Source organism: Paenibacillus sacheonensis (genome assembly GCF_009909195.1).
Lineage (GTDB): Bacteria > Bacillota > Bacilli > Paenibacillales > Paenibacillaceae > Paenibacillus_Z > Paenibacillus_Z sacheonensis.
Genome location: NZ_JAAAMU010000010.1, coordinates 65,118 through 84,677, shown reverse-complemented (window position 1 = coordinate 84,677; position 19,560 = coordinate 65,118). Strand labels below are relative to the sequence as shown.

18 protein-coding genes are annotated in these 19,560 nt (G+C 55.3%); all 18 read right to left on the bottom strand.

The features are described from left to right. Positions 1-1,341 (bottom strand): UDP-glucose dehydrogenase family protein, encoded by a 1,341-nt coding sequence (locus GT003_RS19070; protein ID WP_161700745.1) that lies wholly within the window; start codon positions 1,339-1,341, stop codon positions 1-3. A 126-nt stretch (positions 1,342-1,467) separates the two neighbouring features. Further along, positions 1,468-2,838: a sugar phosphate nucleotidyltransferase gene (locus GT003_RS19065; RefSeq protein ID WP_161700743.1), complete on the bottom strand. Its 1,371-nt coding sequence runs from the start codon at positions 2,836-2,838 to the stop codon at positions 1,468-1,470. 14 nt (positions 2,839-2,852) lie between these two features. Beyond that, positions 2,853-3,809, bottom strand: coding sequence for a polysaccharide pyruvyl transferase family protein (locus GT003_RS19060; protein ID WP_161700729.1), 957 nt, complete (start codon positions 3,807-3,809; stop codon positions 2,853-2,855). A gap of 54 nt (positions 3,810-3,863) precedes the next feature. Then, positions 3,864-4,439 (bottom strand): acyltransferase, encoded by a 576-nt coding sequence (locus tag GT003_RS19055; protein WP_161700984.1) that lies wholly within the window; start codon positions 4,437-4,439, stop codon positions 3,864-3,866. A gap of 27 nt (positions 4,440-4,466) precedes the next feature. Then, positions 4,467-5,807, bottom strand: coding sequence for an oligosaccharide flippase family protein (locus tag GT003_RS19050; RefSeq protein WP_338045850.1), 1,341 nt, complete (start codon positions 5,805-5,807; stop codon positions 4,467-4,469). 31 nt (positions 5,808-5,838) lie between these two features. Continuing rightward, a complete protein-coding gene (locus GT003_RS19045; RefSeq protein WP_161700727.1) occupies positions 5,839-6,726 on the bottom strand; it encodes a glycosyltransferase in 888 nt (295 codons plus the stop codon). Continuing rightward, entirely contained in the window at positions 6,723-7,766 is a 1,044-nt protein-coding gene (locus tag GT003_RS19040) for a glycosyltransferase family 4 protein (RefSeq protein ID WP_161700725.1), read from the bottom strand. Before GT003_RS19040 ends, GT003_RS19045 begins: the two co-directional genes overlap by 4 nt. A 2-nt stretch (positions 7,767-7,768) precedes the next feature. Next, positions 7,769-8,989, bottom strand: coding sequence for a glycosyltransferase family 4 protein (locus GT003_RS19035; RefSeq protein WP_161700723.1), 1,221 nt, complete (start codon positions 8,987-8,989; stop codon positions 7,769-7,771). Beyond that, positions 8,986-10,296 carry an O-antigen ligase family protein gene (locus GT003_RS19030; protein ID WP_161700721.1) on the bottom strand — a complete coding sequence of 437 codons (1,311 nt, stop codon included), beginning with the start codon at positions 10,294-10,296 and terminating at the stop codon, positions 8,986-8,988. Before GT003_RS19030 ends, GT003_RS19035 begins: the two co-directional genes overlap by 4 nt. Before the next feature lie 32 nt (positions 10,297-10,328). Then, entirely contained in the window at positions 10,329-11,585 is a 1,257-nt protein-coding gene (locus tag GT003_RS19025; RefSeq protein ID WP_161700719.1) for a glycosyltransferase family 4 protein, read from the bottom strand. A 20-nt stretch (positions 11,586-11,605) separates the two neighbouring features. Continuing rightward, a complete protein-coding gene (locus tag GT003_RS19020) occupies positions 11,606-12,268 on the bottom strand; it encodes a sugar transferase (protein ID WP_204798866.1) in 663 nt (220 codons plus the stop codon). 13 nt (positions 12,269-12,281) lie between these two features. Continuing rightward, positions 12,282-13,181, bottom strand: a complete 900-nt coding sequence (gene galU, locus GT003_RS19015) for a UTP--glucose-1-phosphate uridylyltransferase GalU (RefSeq protein ID WP_161700717.1) — start codon at positions 13,179-13,181, stop codon at positions 12,282-12,284. Between the two features lie 283 nt (positions 13,182-13,464). After that, a complete protein-coding gene (locus GT003_RS19010) occupies positions 13,465-14,112 on the bottom strand; it encodes a CpsD/CapB family tyrosine-protein kinase (RefSeq protein ID WP_161700715.1) in 648 nt (215 codons plus the stop codon). Next, positions 14,093-14,875: a YveK family protein gene (locus GT003_RS19005; RefSeq protein WP_275589127.1), complete on the bottom strand. Its 783-nt coding sequence runs from the start codon at positions 14,873-14,875 to the stop codon at positions 14,093-14,095. The genes GT003_RS19010 and GT003_RS19005 overlap by 20 nt, the downstream gene beginning before the upstream one ends. A 242-nt stretch (positions 14,876-15,117) precedes the next feature. Beyond that, positions 15,118-15,786 carry a response regulator gene (locus GT003_RS19000; RefSeq protein WP_161700711.1) on the bottom strand — a complete coding sequence of 223 codons (669 nt, stop codon included), beginning with the start codon at positions 15,784-15,786 and terminating at the stop codon, positions 15,118-15,120. Positions 15,787-15,791: 5 nt separating this feature from the next. After that, positions 15,792-16,490: a sensor histidine kinase gene (locus GT003_RS18995; protein WP_161700709.1), complete on the bottom strand. Its 699-nt coding sequence runs from the start codon at positions 16,488-16,490 to the stop codon at positions 15,792-15,794. Between the two features lie 739 nt (positions 16,491-17,229). Continuing rightward, entirely contained in the window at positions 17,230-17,775 is a 546-nt protein-coding gene (locus GT003_RS18990) for an acyltransferase (protein ID WP_161700707.1), read from the bottom strand. A gap of 346 nt (positions 17,776-18,121) precedes the next feature. Beyond that, the gene (gene lplT / locus GT003_RS18985; protein ID WP_161700705.1) at positions 18,122-19,339 is read right to left on the bottom strand and encodes a lysophospholipid transporter LplT; all 1,218 of its coding nucleotides are present in this window, start codon (positions 19,337-19,339) and stop codon (positions 18,122-18,124) included. Positions 19,340-19,560 lie beyond the last annotated feature (221 nt).

Sequence of the window (19,560 nt, the reverse complement as noted above, 5' to 3'; positions counted from 1 at the left end):
CTAATCGATCAGGGCCGACATTTCCTCCTTGACCCCCTGGTTTAAGCGCGGGCGGCCGATCGAATAGTAAACGAAGGATGTTTCAGCCAAATCGGCTTCCTTGAACGCGTTTCTTCCGTCGATCAGAATCGGTTTCCTCAGAATCGACTGCAGCAGCTTAAGATCCGCATGCACGAATTCGTCCCACTCGGTCAGCAGGCACAGCGCGTCCGCGCCGGTCGCGGCCTCCAAGGCATCGTCGCACCACATCACGCCGTTGTCCCCGTAGATGCTCCGGAAGTTTCGCATCGCGATCGGATCGTACGCTTTCACGTGCGCGCCGCTGCGAATCAAATATTGGATGATTTCCAAAGCCGGCGATTCCCGGACGTCGTCGGTATTCGGCTTGAAGGCCAGTCCCCAGACGGCAATCGTCTTCCCCTGCAGCTCCCCGTCGAAGATCGACTCCAGCTTCCGGATGACGCTCATCCGCTGATCCTGATTGACTTCGACGACCGCGCGCAGCAGTTTGAACTCGTAATCGACGTGGCCCGCGATTTGGATCAGCGCCCGAGTGTCCTTCGGGAAGCAGGAACCGCCGTAGCCGATTCCCGCTTTCAGAAACGCATGGCCGATCCGTTTGTCGTAGCCCATGCCTTCCGCGACAAGGGTGACGTCGGCGCCGACCTTCTCGCAAATGTTCGCAATTTCGTTGATGAACGAGATTTTCGTCGCCAGGAAAGCGTTCGACGCGTATTTCAGCATCTCCGCGCTGCGGATGTCCGTCACGACGATGTGCTCCGTCAACGGACGGTGCAGCTGCACGAGGAGCTCGGCTGCGCTCTCGGAATCGGCGCCGATCACGATGCGGTCGGGATGCATCGTGTCCTGCACGGCGGATCCTTCCCGCAGAAACTCCGGCAGCGAGATGCTGTCGAACCGCTCGGTCGTCCGGCTCCGGATCAGATTGCCCACGCGCTCGTTCGTGCCGACGGGCACGGTGCTTTTCACGGCGATGATTTTATGCCCGTTCATCGCCTGCGCGATTTCGATGGCCGCCTGGTCGATATAGGACAGGTTCGCTTCGCCGTTCGGGAGCGAAGGCGTGCCGACCGCGATGATGACGATCTCCGACTGCTCGACCGCTTCGCGCAGATCGACCGTATAGCGCAGCCTTCCGGCAGCCGAATTCTTGACCGAAAGCTCCTGCAACCCGGGTTCGTAAATCGGAATGCCCCCGTTCTGCAAGGTCTCGACTTTCGCCCGGTCCTTATCGACGCAGACGACCCGATGGCCGAGTTCCGCGTAGCAGATTCCCGACACGAGCCCGACATATCCGGTGCCGATGACTGTGATATTCATTCTCTTCAGCTCCTAAAGCGTTTTGTTAAAAACGCAGCTTCGTAAGCGTAATCTAAGTGTTTTTTTTAAAATGCAATCAGAACTACAACAGCGATTGGAGACCCATTCGACCGCAGGTCATGCTTCTCACACCCTGCACAATTGTACGATTTCGCTCCAATCCAGCTCGAGCCGGACGATATCCTCTTCGATGAGCTGCGATCCGGTTTGGACCTCGATGATCTCGATGTCCGTTTCCGCCCGCAGGCTGTGCTTGTTCTCTTTCGGAATCGAGATGACGTCGCCTACCTTGACGGAGAAGCGGTGCTCGTTCAAGATCATGTCCCCGTTTCCGGCAACGACCGTCCAGACCTCGTCCCTCAGGCTGTGATACTGGTAGCTCAGGTTTTTGCCGGACGTGATGAAGATCCGTTTCGTGAGTACCTCCCGGCCGTCCGGGAAGCGCATGTAGTCCAGCACGCGATATCGGCCCCAGCGCCGCTCCTCGTACATCGGGCGCTGATCCGAATGCTTCATGACTTCCTTGATCTGCGGGCTCGCCGCTTTGTCCGCGACCAGAATGCCGTCGGGACTCGCCGCCACGATGACGTCGGACAGGCCCATTAGCGTAATCGGAATATCCAGCTCGTTAATGACATGCGTATTGAGCGAGCCTTCCGTAATGATGCCTTTGCCGATCAACGGGGTCTCGATTTCTTCTGTCAGCGTGTTCCACGTGCCCAAGTCCTTCCAAGGCCCGTCGTATTGGACGGCCGCGACGCGGTTCGCGCGTTCCACCACTTCGTAATCGAAGCTGATTTTAGGAAGCTTGTCGTACCGTTTCAACATTTCCTCGTATTGGATCGGCAGCTCGTTCGCGATCAGGATCGTAATGAGGAAATCCAGCTTGAACGCGAACACGCCGCAGTTCCATAGCGCGGATTGGCGAATCATCGCTTCCGCTTCTTCCTTGACGGGCTTCTCCCGGAAGCTGTGCACGTCGACGAAAGGCCGATCGTCTCCGGCTTCCTCTTTGGGAATGATGTAACCGTATTTCTCTGACGGATAAGTCGGCCTCACGCCCATGAGCGCGAGGTCTGCATCGGAATGGTCCAGCACGTGCTCCAGCCGTTTCAGCGCTTGGAAGAACGAGATCTCGACGTACGGATCGACAGGCATGACGACGATCGTTTCGTTCAAATTCACGCTTTCGATCGAATACAGGTACGTGGCCGCGAGCGCGATGGCGGGAAACGTATCCCTTCGTTCCGGTTCGACGATCAGGTTGATGTCGCTGCCCAGCTGACTGTAGATCATTTCGACCTGCGACTTGCTGGTGGCCACGTAAGCGTGATTTTGCAAATCGGCTTCTTCCAGCTGCCCCCAAACCCGTTGAATCATGGACTCCAGCTTTCCATCGCCGTTCTTAAGGATTTTCAGAAACTGTTTGGAACGGGAGTCGTTCGACAGCGGCCACAGTCTTTTGCCGGATCCGCCCGAAAGCAATACGATTTTCATACGATTCCTCCATTCTATTTGCCCGAGGGATCCGCCATCAGTGACGCCGACGCGATGCCTCCGGTCCAAGTGCGATAATAGCTGGCGTTCTTGCCGTAAGAGTTGTCCAGCAGGATGTTCGGCTTGTCCATGAGGCAGGAGAGAATATGGCCGTGCAGCCTTGATGTCTGTATCGTCTTATAGCTGCCGAACCGGCTGACCGCCTTGTTCACGAGATAGTCGGTGTATTTCCCCCAGAATTTGCTAAGAGGGAGTTTGCCGCTGCCCTTCTGCAGCATTTTGTTGAACACGCGGATCGATTTATGCTCGACCCCGTTGAAGAGCGTCGCCCAGTCCAAGTAATCGCCTCGGCCGGAGGCTTCCAGCCGCTCCTGCTCTTCCGTCTTCTCGATGTCGGTGCGGAGGAAGCAGAGGAGCTCCTTGTCGGGCAAGTTCTTGCTGCGAATCGGCCAGAGCTGGTGCGCCATGTCCGGAGACAGATAGACGTTGCACGTCGTGAACCTGATCATCGCCATCTCCTGCGACAAGGTATCGCGGACGTATAGGTGCAGGTCGTTATGCCGGTTGAACACCGCCGCCGTCTTCTCGAACTCCGCCTCGTCCTTGTAAAAGATCGTCTGCGGCAGCATTACCACGCGATGTTCGGGATAATCGGCCACGATCTTCTCGCGCAGCTTCTGATGCGCCGGATACAAATCGCCGAAGTTGCCGCCGCCGTGCAGCACGATGATATGGTCTTTCGGAATGGCCAGGCCGTTCGGAAAATCCAATACGCTGTAACGGGCTTGAACGTGGATATTATGATCCTTGAAAAACACTTCGGTTCCTTTCATGATGAGCAGATCCCCGCCGTTGCCGTGCACCGGATAATCGATGTAATAAATTTTGGAATGGGGCGGGATCACGCTCAAGATGTGCCGTAGCCGGTTTTTGAGCTCATCCATCGGATGAGCGAACTGTGCGGTTTCCATCAATCCGTCTCCTTCTCCTGTGGGCATTTCTTCTCTCTTCCGGGACCGAACCCGTCAAATATGCCAGACAACGTTCTCTTTGATCGGTTTTGCCGGGACTCCGGCGACGAGCGCGTAGGCGGGCACGTCCTTCGATACGACCGATCCGGCCGCCACGACGGCGCCCTTGCCGATCGTTACGCCTTTCAAAATAATCGCCTTGCTGCCGATCCACACATGGTCGCCGATAATGGTCGGCTTCGTTTCCGTCATCCCTTCGATGCGGTGCGTATCGGTGTCCATGATGGCAACGTCCCATGAAATGGCGCAGTGGCTCCCGATTTTCACGTGCTTCTTGCAGATGATCTCGGTTCTTCGATTAATGAAGGTATGGTCGCCGATTTCGATGACCGCTTCATTGGAGTCGAGGTAAAAGCCGGTATTCCGAAACAGCAGCACGTTGTCGCCTAGAATCAGCTTGGCATGCTTGGCCTTCGAGACCGTCACGCCGCCGGCGACCCGCAGCAGTTTGCCGCATTGGTCGACCTTCCGCCTGAACAGCAGTCCGAGCAGGATACGATAGCCGTATTTCGCATAATCCTTGACGCGTCGCTTTCGTTTGTTTATTTCGGGCCTTTCGGCCGCAAGCATGTTTTTCACGTCGTTTCCTTTCGTTCGCTAAGATGGCATGCTGCGCGTTAACCGTTTGAACAAAAAGCGGAAGTCGCCTTTGTCGAACAGGATGTCGGCGATCCTTACCTTGAAGACCACCCGCATCGCCGCGATCGTAATGACGATCCGGATGACCGCGCCGAGCAGCAGGGCGAACGCGATGCCGGTCAGCCCGTACAGCGGCGTGAAGACGAAGAACAATCCGACCGTGATCGCAAGCGCGACGGCCTGCCGGATGACGACGAGTCCGGGACGCCCCATGGCGTTGAAGGACGAGGCGAGAATCCACGACCCCCCGCCAAGAATGCATTCAAGGGAGAGCAGATAGAACGCGTTGCCGGCTTCCAGGAACTGTGCGCCGAACAGGAGGCCCAGGAGGAACCGGCCGATGATCATGCCCGGGATGACCGCCGCCGTCATCAGCAGGAACGAGAGCCGAAAAGCCCTGCCGACCGTCGCGATGACTTTGTCCTTGTCCATGCCCGTGACCTTCGGGAAAATCACGTTCGAAATCGCCATTTGCACGACATTGAACACGCGGGATAGCGTATAGACGACCGTGTACAGGCCGAAATCCTTGGGCCTCAGCAGCGACAGGATGATCAATTTGTCGCACTGCCCGTATAACGTCCCGAGCAGCTCGACGCCGAACACCCTTCCCCCGTAGCCGAACAACGCCTTGAACACCAGGCGGTCCATGCGCTTGGCCCAGTTGAAGCTCAATTCGCGGCGCAGTTTGTACAGCGACCAGACGATGACCATCAAGCTGGTGGCGCAATACGCGAACGACGCGTAGGAGACCGTCAATTTGCCGAATCCCCAGAGGATCAGCAGCCCGACCAGGTTGCTCAGCGGAACGTACAGCCGAAGTCCGTTGTACAGGCTGAATTTGTCCATGCTTTGCGTCAACGCCGCCAGTAAATTGACGGCTAGCAGCATCGGCAGCGTCAGCACGGTATACCACCTGGCGATCTCGACCACGGCGTCCGAATATTGACCGAGCCACGCGGGGAGATAGATCCAGGCCGCGATGCCGACGATCAGACTGACGGGAATCTGGAACAGAAACCCAGCCCGGACGTATTCGGTCGCCTGGCCCGCATTCGTCCTCATATTGAAAATGAGCGAGGTCGGGAGACCGAAGCTGACGAGACCCGACAGCAAGGTCGGCCAGAACAAGATCGCCGAAAGCTCTCCTTTTCCCACGACCCCGAACAAGCGCGCCGTCACGATGGAAGTCAAGGTGCTTAAGATCATAATCAACAGATTGGCGGCGCTCGTATGCAGAATCGTTTGGAACGCTCCGCCCCCGGTCAGCCTTTTCTTGACGGCTTGCAGATTCATCATGTGTTCGTCATCCTTAAACCGCATTTTCTCTTCATGGATACATTTTCAGCACGCCGCGGAGCTGTCCGTTGCTGTACCAAACTTTGCTGACGTTGCGGAAAATCTTCCGTTTGTCGTATGCGAATACGATCGTAAGCAGCGCGAACAGCGGCATCTTCACGAGCGATTTCAGGAGGATTCCCGCCTTCTTCTGCGAAGACACCGCGCTGCTGACGCCCTGCCAGTGTATGCGCCGCAGCAGCCACTTCCGGCTCATCCGGCTGCGGGGAATTTTGTGCAGCACCGAAGCATACGGCGTGTAGTACACCGAATATCGGGTACGTATCCGCCCGATGAGCTCGGACTCCTCGCTGGATAGCAGATTGCTGCCGACCCGGCCAAGATCCTCCCGGAACGGTTCCATCGTGTCGAAGACCGATTTGCGGAACGACACGTTGGCGCCGAACGGCAGATCCGGCTTCCGCATTTCCACGATTTCGTCCGCGTAGTCCAGAATCGTGTACAGCGTTCGGTTCTCCTGGGGCAGCCAGTGCGGGGCGCTTCCCTCCCACGCCGGCTCGATCTTGCCGCCGACGCAGCCGATGCGCGGATCGCGGTCGAACAAAGCGACGATGCCGCGGATCCATTCTTCCGACGCGACCGCATCGTCGTCCAGGAACATCACGTACTCGCCGGCGGCTTCGCGAATCGCGCGGTTTCGCGCAACGGAGAGGCCGAGCCGCTCTTCGTAAATGTAGACGATCGGGATTTCGACCAGCTTCTGGAACTCTTCCACGACCGCCCGGGTATGATCGGTGGAACGGTTGTCGACCACGATCACCTCGTAAGGGTCGCTGCAGTTTTGCTTCATCAAGCTGACGAGCGCTTCTTTCAAGTCCGCCGCCCGGTTATGCGTGCAAATCGCTATGCTTGCTTTCATGCGTTCACCTCGTACCTCTTCGTACCGGTATAGACCTGGATCATTTTGCCGGCTATCCGTCCCCAATCCAATTCCCGGAGCTTTGCCGCGATGCGCAGCTCCGTTTCCTTCGCGTTCATGTCCATGGACGCGCGGAGGGCATTGCGCAAGCCATCCGGATCTTCCGGGTCGTACAAAATGCCGCAGCCGTCGGATACGTATTCGCCAAGCGCGCCCAGTCTTGGCGCCACGACCGGCTTCTTATGGGACAGCGCAAGAATAGCGCTCCCGGAAGTCGTGATTTGTTTGTAAGGAAGCACGATCACGTTCGCCGCTTCCAGGAAATCGGCAAGCTCGCGGTCGTCCACGAACTGGGGATAGATCCGGATCTTGCCGTCGCCCGTCCGGTCGACGAAATCGAGGCTGTACCCCGCGTCGACCTGACCCGCGATGAGCAGTTCGCAGCCGTCGTGCCCCAGGGACGAGAACGCTTCGACGAGCTTATCGACCCCTTTGTACGGATTGATCCGTCCGATGAACAGGAACAGGAACCGGTCCGGGGCGATGCCGAAACGCTTTCGGATATCCGTGCCCTTGCGGGAGTAAGCATCCACGTAATGGCCGTGCGGCGTAACCACGAGCTTGCTTGCCTTCACGCCGAACGTGGCGGCGACCTCTTCCTTGACCGACTCGCTCAGGACGAAAGCCCGATGGCAGACGTTCAAGATGTATTTCCGCATCAGCAGGTCCCAGCGCGTCTTGCCGTCATGCGGCCAAACGTTGTGCACCGTCCAGAACAACCGCACGCCTTTCGTTCTGTAAAACAGCAGCAGCAAGGCGAAGAACAGCGATTTCACGATCGTGAGCGGAAAGACGGACGCCGTATACGAATTGCTCGGCCAGTGCAGATGCACGATGTCTCCCCTTCGGGGCTTGAAGGCCGCCTTCTGATCGTAATGCTCGACCCGCAGTCCGTTTTGCTCGATCGACCGCGTCAGCAGCTCGCTGTATTTGTTATGAGGGCTCTGCTTGGGCCACATGTAAACGGTCGGCTTGCCCATCTTCACGACCTCCCGTTCACGGCGGTCAAGGCGTAGGCGGGACTGCCCGATTTCGTCATGCGCGCATAGAGATCCAGGTGCTTATCCAGCAGCGATCCCTTCGTGAACCCGCTGCAGTGCTTCAGGCATTCCGCTTGAATGCGCCTCTTCTCTTCGCCGGGCAAGCCGTGGAACGCCGTGATTTTCTCCTTGATCGCATCCGCGCTCCCCGGTTTGAACAGGAATTCGGCCGGATTCCAGACGGCGTCCGGTATGCCTCCGACGGCCGAAGCGTAGACGGGCGTGCCGACTTGATACGATTCGATGATGACCCGGCCGAACGGCTCCTCCCAGATGGAAGGAACGAACGTGACGTCGGCCTTCGCCATGAAGCTTCGCGCTTCGTTCGGCGTGACCTTGCCGGTAAACAGGAAACGGTCGTCGCTGCCGCAAAGCTCCGTCAGCTTCTGCCGGAAGCCCCCGTCGCCGCAAATGATGACGTGTTCCACCACCTCGCGCGGGAGCGACTGCACCGCTTCGACCAATTCGCGGACGCCCTTCTCGGGCTCGATTCTTCCGAAATAGCCGATGCGAAGCGGCTTGCGATCGAACTCTTTGTCCGCGCCGGCGATATCGCCGTCCACGACGTTCGAAATGACCAGCTTGGCCGCGTTTGGAAACAGCCCGTCATCCGTATGGCGCTTCAGGATGTGCGAAGAGATGCCGACGACCGCGGATACCCGCTTGCTGACGCCGCGCGAGCTCCACTGATACATCCGCGCCAGCGCCGGGTTTCCGATCGGGGAGCTGACCGGCGAGAGGAGCGAATAATCCCGCAGCGTATGCACGATCGGCACCCCCGGTTTCGCGGCCGTCCAAATCGCGGCGCCGAACCCGGATAAGTTCTGGGTGTGGATCAGATCCGGATCGATCCGCGCCAGCAGCTGGCGAACGGTTCGGATCTGAACCGGATTGTACAGGTCGATGAGGCGCCGGCCCGTTTTCTTCAGCGTCCCGGCGTTGTTGCCCTCCCCGATCCAGTACAGATTGTTGTAAGGCAGGCGGTGCACGGTAACCCCGTTAATGAACTCCGACTCCACGCCGGCGCTTCGCCCTTGCGGACCGACCGTCAGCACGTGGACTTCCGCCGCCGAAGCGAGCGTTTCCGCCAGGATTTGCGTCGATATTTCGGCTCCGCCGATAATATGCGGCGTATAAAGACTGTTTACGATGACGATTTTCATGCGATCCGTTTCATTCCCTTCATGCGCTGCGTATCCATTCCAACTTCCCGCACGGCCGGCAATCCATCGAAGAAGCCGCCGCGGATGAACCCGATTAACAGCCAATAGTTCACGAAGGAATAGGAATCGAAATTCATGACGAGCGATACGCACAGCGCAAAAGCGAATTTTGCGTACGGATTCGCTCCGGCGCTTCGCAGCACCGATCCCATAAAGCCGATGAGCAGCATGGCGCCGATCAGTCCTTCCTCGGCGAATACTTTGGCCAGCAGGTTCCGCGATGTCGCCATTTCGGGACGATTGAATACGAGATCGGACACTTCCTTGAACGCGAGTCCATCGCTGAAATGCTTGAGCAAGAGACTTGCGAATTCCTTGTAATAGAAGCCGCCTCCCACGCCGAAGATCGGGTGGTGCGCGAACTCGATGAACCCGATGGCCGGGAAAAAGACGCGGATGAAGAACGAATTATCCGCTTTGACCATATGGCTGAAATTAAATTGAAACCGGTCCGTGAAATAGCCGCTGACATGCAGCGCTTCAAGCAGAAACGGCACGCCGACCGCGACAATGAGCACGCATACGCCGAGCACCAGCAGCATTTTCCCGCGGTTCTTGCTCGTAATGAGCACGTAGATCAGCAGCGCCGTAAGCATGACGCTGTACGCGTAAGCCGAGAACGACAACACGACGAGCACCGCGGTGCCGATCAAGAGCGGCAACTGCCGGCGGTACCCCTGCTTGAACAGGAACAGCATCAAGAGTCCGCCGCTCAGCATGTGGATGGCTGCCCATGACGGCTCGCCCGACAGCATTTGAATCCGTCCTTTGTACACCTTCTCCGAGAACAACCCGGTGAACGCCCCGGAGAATCCGCTGTGGACGACCAGCGCGTCCAGCAATTGCAGGAAACCCGCGGCGATCGGCGGCACGAAGGCGACCAGCACGCTTTTGGCGATCCAGCCGATCAGCGCGGGATCCTCTTTGGTCTGCTGCGCAATATACACCGACGTTCGGTACATCGATAATCCGAACACCAGCGTGATCACATGCTTGAAGCTGCTTCCCACGTCCTCGTAGCCGATGGATACGGCAAGCGAGTGTCCGGCGCTGTACATCGCGAAGGCGAGCAGGAAATAATCGCCCGTCTTGAACCGGTAGTCGGTAAAGAGCAGCAAGAACGAAGCGGCGAACATCGAAAACATCGATAGCGGACGATAGACCGAAAAGTGGAAATACGGCAAACTGTCGTACGAGAGCAGCGCGACCGAGAAGAGGAACAACGCGATAATGAGCTTTCTAACCATGGCTGCTTTCGCCGGCGTTGCTTTAAAGGCGGTTAGGATAAAATCAGCTCCATGTTCTTGAGCGTAGCGGAACTGCTGAAATGGCTGGCCACATAGCGGACCGAATTTCGCGACACTTTGTTGTTAATCTCTACGTTGTTCAACAGCAGCATCACGTTGCGTACAACCTCCTCGTCCGACTCGCAGACGAACAAGTCCTCTCCGTGATTCGCGTCGATGCCTTCGCTGCCGATCGGATTGGTCACGACCGGAACGCCCCAGGACATGGCCTCGACGATCTTCGTCTTGATGCCCGTCCCGAACAGCATCGGCGCGATCATCAGCGCCGAATCGCCTACGATCCGCTTCATGTCGTCCACTGCCCCGGTTACGATGACGCCGGGATGCGTCTCCTGCAGGCGCAGCACTTCGGCGGTCGGATTTTTCCCGACGATATAGAAAGTCGTTTCCGGCGCCTGCTCTTTGATGCTCGGCCATATCTTTTCGCAGAAATAAGCGACGGCGGAGCTGTTGTGCGGAATATCCATCTTCCCGACAAATACCAGCTTGTTGCGATCGTATCGCCGCGGCCCGGTATTCGCGCGTTGATCCGTTTCGAACTTCATCGGAATGCCGTAGCACGACTCGTGATGCGTGAGCTTCTGGAAGCTCTCCGCTTCGACCGGCGAGGTGAAGACGAGATGATGGAAGAGGCCAGCCACCCGCCTTTCGTACTTCGCAAGCAGCCTGCTTTCGAAATTAATCAGCCATTTCTGAATGAATTTCAGATCCGCCAGCTTTTTCAAACTGCCGGGCAATTTATTCGCGAAGCCTCCGAATACCGACGGAATGTATTGAAACCACTCGAGCTGCCGCTGATAGCGCAGCGACAACAGATCGTCGTAGCTGAGCACCTTGCGCCCTTGTTCGTCCGACAAATATTCCGCGACCCGCACCATGTCGTATAATAGAAATTCCGGCTGTTCGGCCTTGATGATGGCTTTCACTTTCCGGTGCGTCTTGCGTGAATAATAGACGGATACTTGAAGCGGCCATTTCCTGAGGAGCAGCGAATACACCGCGACATTAAACAATTTTTCGGCCAATCCCGGCAGCTCCAGACATTCCAGCCGGTCGATTTCGTCCGGCCAGTGTCTCAGGTACTTGACATCGTCCACGAAGGATAAGTTGACGAGCTCGCTGTCGGGATAAATCTCCTTCATTTGCCGAATGTACTGCAGCAGCATATTTTTACGTCCGTCCGTATTCGGAAAGGGAAACCGGTTCGTAATAAACATGATTTTTTTCATTGCAATCCCCGTCCCTTCCGTTAAAAGGCATCCTTCGCCCCGATGAGGAGCTTGAATGTTTTGAAGATGATCTTTAGATCCCCCGCAATGCTTCTGTTCTGGATATACTCCAAATCAAGCTCGACCATTTGCTTGAAACTAAGCGCATTGCGCCCGCTCACCTGCCAGAGGCCCGTGCAGCCCGACGTTACGGTCAAGCGAAGTTTATCGTATTCCGAATATTCCGCCACTTCTCTGCGCAGCGGCGGCCTTGGTCCGACCAGCGACATGTCGCCGATCAACACATTGATCAGCTGCGGCAGCTCGTCGATGCTCGTTTTCCGGATGAATTTCCCGACCCGCGTGATGCGCGGATCATCCTTCATTTTGAACATCGCGCCTTCGATCTCGTTTTGGCTGATCAAGTCCTTCAGCCTTTCTTCCGCGTTCGATACCATGGAGCGGAATTTGAACATTCGAAACGGTTTCTCGCCTTTGCCTATCCGGGTCTGGTAGAAGAATACCGAGCCCTTCGGGTCTTCCAGCTTAATCAGCAGCGCGATGAGCATGAACAGCGGCAGAAGAAACACGATCCCCAGCAGCGCGCCGGCAATGTCGATCATCCGCTTGACTACGATATACGAATTCAGGCCGTCGTCCTTCGCCAGTTCGCGCCGGATCGAATCGTATTCCGATAACTTCATGACCGTCTCCTGATCATAGCGCTGGACCATTATGCTCACTCACTTTCTCTCGTTCCAAGATGCTTTCAAGCGCCTTGACGAGGGTGTACTTGAGCTCGTTGTTTCGCAGGGCGAATTCGATCGTCGTCGTGATGAAGCCCAGCTTCTCGCCGACGTCGTAGCGGGTGCCTTCAAAATCGTACGCATAGACGCCTAAGTCTTCGTTCAATTTCTGTATCGCGTCGGTCAGTTGAATTTCGCCGCCCGATCCGGTCTCGTGCCTGCCTAAGTATTCGAATATTTCCGGAGTCAGCACGTAGCGTCCCATGATTGCCAAATTGGACGGTTCTTGTCCTTTGGGGGGCTTCTCCACGAAACGATTCACTTTATAGAGACGTTCGAATTTCTCGAGCGGGTCTACGATGCCGTAGCGGTCCGTCTGTTCGGAACTGACGGTTTGCACGCCGATGACCGATTTGCCCGTGATTTCGTATTGCTCGATAAGTTGTCTCGTGCAGGGAACGTCGGACGTGACGATATCGTCGCCGAGCAGCACCGCAAACGGTTCGTCGCCGATAAAATTCCGGGCGCACCATACGGCATGTCCAAGTCCCTTCGCTTCTTTCTGACGGATATAGTGAAGTTCAACGTTCGAGGATTGCTGGACCTTCTTCAGAATCTCCAGCTTCCCTTTCTCCTCCAACGATTGCTCCAGCTCAAAGGCGATGTCAAAGTGATCTTCGATTGCCCGTTTCCCTTTGCCCGTGACGACGATTATGTCCTCGATGCCGGATGCGATCGCTTCTTCCACGATGTACTGAATGGTCGGCTTGTCGACGATAGGAAGCATTTCTTTCGGCATTGCTTTGGTTGCGGGCAGGAATCGCGTTCCGAGTCCAGCCGCGGGAATAATCGCTTTTCTCACTTTTTTCATATGATCTCACCCTATCCGTTTTTTTCTGTCTATCTGTCTATCTGTCTATCTGTCTGCCTGTTCATGATGCTGAAAATACGAGCTATGTTTTCTCCTTGACGAGTAAACATAGCTCGTAATTTCAGATAAATCATGGAGCAGCGGGCATCTAACCCATCCTCTCATCACACCCTTGACGATGAACGTCTAAGGCCGATTGACCCACAGCATGACCGAGTGCCTCCGGTGATAGAGGAGCAGGAGACATTTCCTTATTACCGGCAAGAGCTGGATTCGGCGCCGATCAAGAGCGGGCGACGTGATTCAAAACCGCGCCGATGATCTTTGCATGGCCATAATCCAAAGACGCTTTCGCCTTTAATGCCATTTCGTTTTTTAATTTTCCGGCTTTCATGACAAGCACGACGCCGTCGCTCTTGCTGGCTACGACCAGCGCTTCCGAGTACGAGTTGACCGACGGCGTATCGATAATGACGACATCGAACCGTTCCTTCGACGATTCCAGCAGCTTCGTCATGGACGCCGATTCCAGAAGCTCCGCCGGATTCGGGGGAACGGGACCGGCCGGAATCACCTTGAGGTTCTCGATATTCGTCGGTTTGACGATATCGTCGAGCTCGTTGCCTTTGGCAAGCGCCGTGCTCAATCCCTGCGCGTTGGACAGACCGAAGATTTCATGCTGCGCGGGCTTCCGCATATTCGCGTCAATGACCAAGACCTGTCTGTTGGCCTGAGCGTAGGTCACCGCGATATTGGCCGCAACCGTGCTTTTCCCTTCTCCGGGCAAGGCGGAAGTAACCGCGATGGTTTTCAATGCTTCGTCCCGACTCGCGAATTCGATATTGGTCCGCAGGCTGCGATAAGCTTCCGAAACGATCGATGCCGGGTGAGTCTCCGCAATCAGGCTTCGTTTAAGTGTCGAGCGTGACATGATCTCTTCCACCTCCCAGACCCGCCATTGTCGACCGCTTGTGCCGGTCGGCCAGATCGCGTTTCTTCACTTTGGGAATCGCCGCCAATGCGGTAATGCCCAACAGCTCCGTAATTTCCTCTTCGCTCTTCACCGTGTTGTCGAGTTGGTCGAGAACGAAGGCAATGCCGATTCCAACCATCGTCGAGAGGATGAACGCGACGATGACGTTCGTCGTCGGATGCGGCGATACCGGCATCCGCTGCTTCGTCGCATCGGCCCAGTTCAAGACGGACACGTTGTCGAGCTTCATGAGCGACTTCACTTCCTGCTGGAACACTTTCGAAGCGGCATTTGCCATGTTGGCTGCCCGTTCGTAAGATCCGTCTCTGGCGGATATGGACATGACCTGCGTTTCATTGACGGCGTTGACGCTGATTTTAGCGATGAGTTCTTCGGCGGAGGCGTGCAAATCAGGATATTGAACCGCTACTTTCGCCATAATGCGAGGCGTTCGGATGATTTCCTTGTAAGTTTTGATCAGCATAATGTCGGAGCTGATGGAGCCGACATCGACAGTCGTGCTCTTCGGGTTGGTCTGCAAGCTGCTGACGATCAGCTCGGTGGAAGCCTCGTATTGCGGTCGTAGGAAATGGGTCGAGTAGTAGCCTACCGCCGTACAGGTGACAATCGTAATCAGTGCAATCATCCAAAGCCTTTTTCGAATAAAACTCCAATATCGTAGCAATTCCAAGCTGTTTCCTCCGATACCGATTTCGTTCATTGTTGCATGAACAAAACTATTTTTCTGAATATTCTGACTTATGTTGGTAATTCTCTAGCCTGTTTCAGCGCTTTTATGCTTTTTTCGCCGATCGTCCTATAGGTTCCATTCCGCAAAATCCAACAAGTCTCTTGCTACTATTTCATTCTATAGCTACAAAGCCTTACAAGACTATTACGCGCCAGGATGATTTTATTTCTACTCCGGTCGTACGCCGGCGTGGCACTAGCGGAGTACCCTTTTTACATTTTCGTAACCGTCGCGCCCAGATTCTCCTCCTCGCGATCATCCGGCGGCGAATAGGCCGCCATCCCGCGCGACTGCGCGTATAGGGCAGCCTGGGTACGGTCGTTCAGGTTCAATTTTTGGAAGATGCGGCTGACATGCTTCTTGACCGTAAACTCGCTGATCATCAGCTTCTTCGCCATGGAGCCGTTGGACAAACCTTCGCCGAGCGAGATCAATACTTCTCTCTCCTTGGGCGTGAGCTTCTCGAGCGGATCGTCCGCTTCCTTCCGGATCAGCACTTCCATGAGCCCTTGATCGAAGTATTTCCGGCCGCGGTCGACCATTTTGATCGCGAGCAGGAGCTCCTCGGGCATCGAATCCTTGAGCACGTACCCGTCGGCGCCGCTCTCCTCGGCCCTGCGGACATCGAATTCCGCCGCGGACGAAGTAAGCATGATGAAGCGGCAACCCGAGTGTCCAAAGCTTTCCACCAATTCAAATCCGGTTCGCTCTCCGAGCCGGATATCGACGATCGCAAGATCGGGCTTCGTCTCTTCGATGACTTGCATCCCGTCTTCGACCGATTCCGATACGCCGACAACTTCGATTTCTTCTTCGTTTGCAAGTACGGCAATGAGCCCTTTACGGACCAATGGATGATCGTCAACAATAACGACTCTCATGCTTATCACCCGCTTTTCGTAGTTTGAGTTGTTAGTTCGTCATTCGCGCTTGCCACATCGGATAGCGGCAGCCAGAGAAGGATTCGGGTTCCGACGCCTTCCTTGCTTTCGATTTCGAAGGTTCCGCCAAGGGATACGGCAAGAGCATGCATATTACATAACCCGAACCCGGGTCCGGTCTTATTCAGTTTGGATCTGACGTCGAAGCCGCTCCCGTCGTCCTCGATCGAGAGTTTGACGGCGCCCTGCTTCATGGTCAAATCCACGATCACGCATTTGCTGGCGCCATGGCGGATCGCATTGCCTACGCCTTCCAGAATGACGCGATACAATGCTTTCTGGTGGTTGATGGATAGGAGGCCGCCGGACTTCGGGGCATGGAAAACGATTTGGACGCCATTGAGCTTGGCCTGGTTGGCCAATTGCGATTCGACGATCCCGATCCAGGTGCCATTGCCGTTCTTGGACGTGCTAAGACAGTTAATCGTGGCGCGCAGCTCGCCGGAAGCTGTCGAGGCCGCTCCCTGGATTTCCTTCAGCTGCTCAAGCTTTTGCTGGTCCGTCATATCTTTCCAACCGTTTGACATGGAGTGAATCGCATAAATGATGCCGAACAAATGCTGGGAAACGCGATCGTGAAGCTCTTCGGCGATCCGGTTGCGCTCCTCGATAAGAAGCCGTTTTAATTCGATCTGAATTGCCATCGTGATCATCACCTTTCTTGCCGTTTATTCAACACAGAATTCGGTTGTAAAATCAGCACGCCAGTGACCATGCCCTCTCCGAAACGACCAGCAGCTCGTTTGGGAAGTATGAGAGAACCCTAATGTTCTCGTCATATATCCTCAAATTCGGACAACGCGTTACATTCTCAACATACCTTGTTGAAATTAACATGGACATACTACAGGAGTACCGAATTTATTCACCGAACATCCATCAATGAACAGTGACCTTAGACTCAATTACCATGAATGAACTTTGTCGATTGATCTCTTTTTTGCATGCGATTAAAGCTTACGCGGAGCTGAAGCGAGAAATTGCCGGAGCGCTGACTGTGAAAGAAAATTGTAATAATTGAAACCGATTTCATTAATTCCTTTTTTCGCCGCTACGGACTGTGTCGGACCGCAGGCCTCATTACCCATGCGGAATCCCGATTTCATGGGCGTATGCAGAGGAGTCGACCGGGCGCAGCCGGTGGCGGAAATTTGTTCCGTACACAATTTGGACACAAATATTGGATACAGTAACCATTAGAACCTTATATTGTAATTCAAATTTTTACCACATCTTACTGAAACAACCACCTAATACTCAGAATGCGGTATCTTCTATGGTCCTTTTGCGCAACAACTAGGGGGTACAATGAGATTTATGAGAGAAAAAACGCCGGATCTCGCGCATACGAGAGCCGGCCTTTTCTTCTGAATCCGAAGTCTTCTACTGCCTGATCCATCCCGCCGGAATATCGAGCTCCCGGATGACTCGTGCCGGCGTTCCGGCGACGAGCACGTTTCGGGGCACGTCTTTGTTCACGATGCTGCCCGCGGCGACGACGGAATTCTCGCCGATGGTCACGCCCGGCAGAATCGTGCACCTCGTACCGATCCATACGTTGTTGCGAATGACGATCGGCTTGCTGGCGCCGGGACTATCGCTCGCATCCAATTGATGATATGTACTATCCAGAATGCTCGTGCGAGGGCCGATTTTGACATTGTCTCCGATGGTTACGCTCTGGCGAACCGCGATACCCACCCCCGCGTTAATGAACGTTCGGTCGCCGATTTCCAATAACGCGCCTTTATCCACGGTAAGCTGCGTTGCCCATGGCCGGCCAACGAACCGTACCCGTTTTCCCATTCGAATCCTCCCCGCTTGGTTCACGTAGAGCTTCCCTTTTATCCAAGGAAGATCCCGCAGCGAGTGGCCGCCTTTTCCGAATCTGATCAACCCTTTCAACTTTCTGAGCGCGTCGACGATCATGATGATTGCCCTCCTTTGAGATTCGGCTACCATTTACCCGTGCTCGTACCGGTTTGAACCTTCCACTACGCTTTAATTCCTGTAAGTCCAAAAAAAACAGCCTCTCCTAGTGCCGCAACCGCGACAAAACGAGAGGCTATTTTATAAGATTTTAGTAGAAGTTTTAATGAAATTTTATCATATGTTTACAAAAACGTTAGATGTGGGTCGCCCCGCAGTCTCAAAGTCCAGGTAAAAGCTTGCTCCGTCTTCGCGTATCCCCTCCTTTTGACAAGGATTTTTCCGCTTTTTTCCCATCTCCGGACATGCCCGCAAACGCGTTTCTTCTATAATATGTGTCGTATCGCTAGGAAGCCTGCTTGCGTCCGGCATTGCGCTTGCGCCGGCCTGCCCCCGTAATGCCCGGCAGCTGCGTCGCCAGAAACAGAATAAACAGCAGCAGCACGAGCCCGATTCCGATTACGGAGCCGTTCACGGAGACGTCCATTTGGCTGAGCGTCAGATAAATGGTCAGACCGGATACCGTGAGAATGTTCTCGCTGAAATTTTGAACGGCGATCGTCTTGCCCGAACCGATCGTCGACTTCCCTTCCTCCTGAAGCATCGTGTTCAACGGAATGACGAAGATGCCGCCGAAGATGCCGATCAAGAACAGCAGGATGATCGTCAGCCACAGCTCGTACGTAACGGTGGCCAGCATCACAGAGGCGACCATGAACAATCCGTAGAAGAATGCCCGGTGCAGCTTACCGGCAGGCACCAGCTTCGGCGTCAAAAACGCGCTGAAGACGACGCCGATCGCCGTAATGCCGATCATCATGGACTGTTGGTCCGTATCCGTAATGCCGAGGTTGAGCGGAAGCCAAGCGATCAGCGCAATGCGAAGCACCGCGGCGGTCAGCCAGAAGGAACCGGTGCCGATGAGCGAGAATCTTGCGCGCGGATTCCGGAACATCGTCCCGAAATCGCGCAGGAACTGCATCGCTTCCCTCCCGTAACGCAGGTTGGCGTTACCCGCCCTGGCCGGAATGAGGAGAGACATGAACAACGACAGCAGGTAGACGCCAAGGCAGGTCAACACGGCCGGCAGATCGGAATTTTGCGCCAGAAAGCCGCCCGCGACGGTACCGAGCAGAATCGCCAATATCGTCGAGCCCTCCACTTTCGCATTTGCGCGAAGCAGTTCGTCCTCCGTGTTCGTCAGCTCCGTCAGAATGCCGTATTTGCCCGGCGAATAGACGACCGCGCCGATACCCACGAATATGAAGCAAAGCGCCGGCGGCAGTCCGAACAGCAGGAGCGCAATGCCGACTGCCTTCAGGACATTGCCGAGCAGCAGGACGTTCGACTTCGCTTTCTTGTCCGCGAACGCGCCGACGATCGGCGCCAGCACGACGTACGCGGCCAGAAAGGCGATCTGAATATAATTGACCGCGATATCCGGATTGTCCACGCCTTGCCGTTTCACCATGCCGACGATCAGGAAAAAATTCAAATTATCCGCGAATGCGCTCAGAAACTGCGTCAACACGACCGTATTCAGCGGAGATAACCAACGTTTCATGTTCAAGCTCCTTCCCTATGTACCCCTATGTACAAGTCGAAATCATGACCTCCTCATCATACCTCAAAGCGGCTGCACGCTAAAAGAGCGAACTTGGGCTCGCTCGCGTCGATTGATTGAATAAATGCGACTCATCGGCGTATTAGGCAAATATTTCGAATAATTCAAGCAGCGAACGTGCACCAATTATCACGTTCTTCTTCTATTGTCATGCAATCGAC

Excerpts from the sequence above, each read along its gene's own strand:
- GT003_RS19070 (WP_161700745.1), bottom strand. The coding sequence starts at position 1,341 with ATGAATATCACAGTCATCGGCACCGGATATGTCGGGCTCGTGTCGGGA.
- GT003_RS19030 (WP_161700721.1), bottom strand. The coding sequence starts at position 10,296 with ATGGTTAGAAAGCTCATTATCGCGTTGTTCCTCTTCTCGGTCGCGCTG.
- GT003_RS19040 (WP_161700725.1), bottom strand. The coding sequence starts at position 7,766 with ATGGGCAAGCCGACCGTTTACATGTGGCCCAAGCAGAGCCCTCATAAC.
- GT003_RS19060 (WP_161700729.1), bottom strand. The coding sequence starts at position 3,809 with ATGGAAACCGCACAGTTCGCTCATCCGATGGATGAGCTCAAAAACCGG.
- GT003_RS19005 (WP_275589127.1), bottom strand. The coding sequence starts at position 14,875 with ATGAACGAAATCGGTATCGGAGGAAACAGCTTGGAATTGCTACGATAT.
- GT003_RS19020 (WP_204798866.1), bottom strand. The coding sequence starts at position 12,268 with ATGAAGTTATCGGAATACGATTCGATCCGGCGCGAACTGGCGAAGGAC.
- GT003_RS19050 (WP_338045850.1), bottom strand. The coding sequence starts at position 5,807 with ATGATGAATCTGCAAGCCGTCAAGAAAAGGCTGACCGGGGGCGGAGCG.
- lplT (WP_161700705.1), bottom strand. The coding sequence starts at position 19,339 with ATGAAACGTTGGTTATCTCCGCTGAATACGGTCGTGTTGACGCAGTTT.
- galU (WP_161700717.1), bottom strand. The coding sequence starts at position 13,181 with ATGAAAAAAGTGAGAAAAGCGATTATTCCCGCGGCTGGACTCGGAACG.
- GT003_RS18995 (WP_161700709.1), bottom strand. The coding sequence starts at position 16,490 with ATGGCAATTCAGATCGAATTAAAACGGCTTCTTATCGAGGAGCGCAAC.
- GT003_RS18990 (WP_161700707.1), bottom strand. The coding sequence starts at position 17,775 with ATGATCGTCGACGCGCTCAGAAAGTTGAAAGGGTTGATCAGATTCGGA.
- GT003_RS19035 (WP_161700723.1), bottom strand. The coding sequence starts at position 8,989 with ATGAAAATCGTCATCGTAAACAGTCTTTATACGCCGCATATTATCGGC.
- GT003_RS19065 (WP_161700743.1), bottom strand. The coding sequence starts at position 2,838 with ATGAAAATCGTATTGCTTTCGGGCGGATCCGGCAAAAGACTGTGGCCG.
- GT003_RS19000 (WP_161700711.1), bottom strand. The coding sequence starts at position 15,786 with ATGAGAGTCGTTATTGTTGACGATCATCCATTGGTCCGTAAAGGGCTC.
- GT003_RS19010 (WP_161700715.1), bottom strand. The coding sequence starts at position 14,112 with ATGTCACGCTCGACACTTAAACGAAGCCTGATTGCGGAGACTCACCCG.
- GT003_RS19045 (WP_161700727.1), bottom strand. The coding sequence starts at position 6,726 with ATGAAAGCAAGCATAGCGATTTGCACGCATAACCGGGCGGCGGACTTG.
- GT003_RS19025 (WP_161700719.1), bottom strand. The coding sequence starts at position 11,585 with ATGAAAAAAATCATGTTTATTACGAACCGGTTTCCCTTTCCGAATACG.
- GT003_RS19055 (WP_161700984.1), bottom strand. The coding sequence starts at position 4,439 with ATGCTTGCGGCCGAAAGGCCCGAAATAAACAAACGAAAGCGACGCGTC.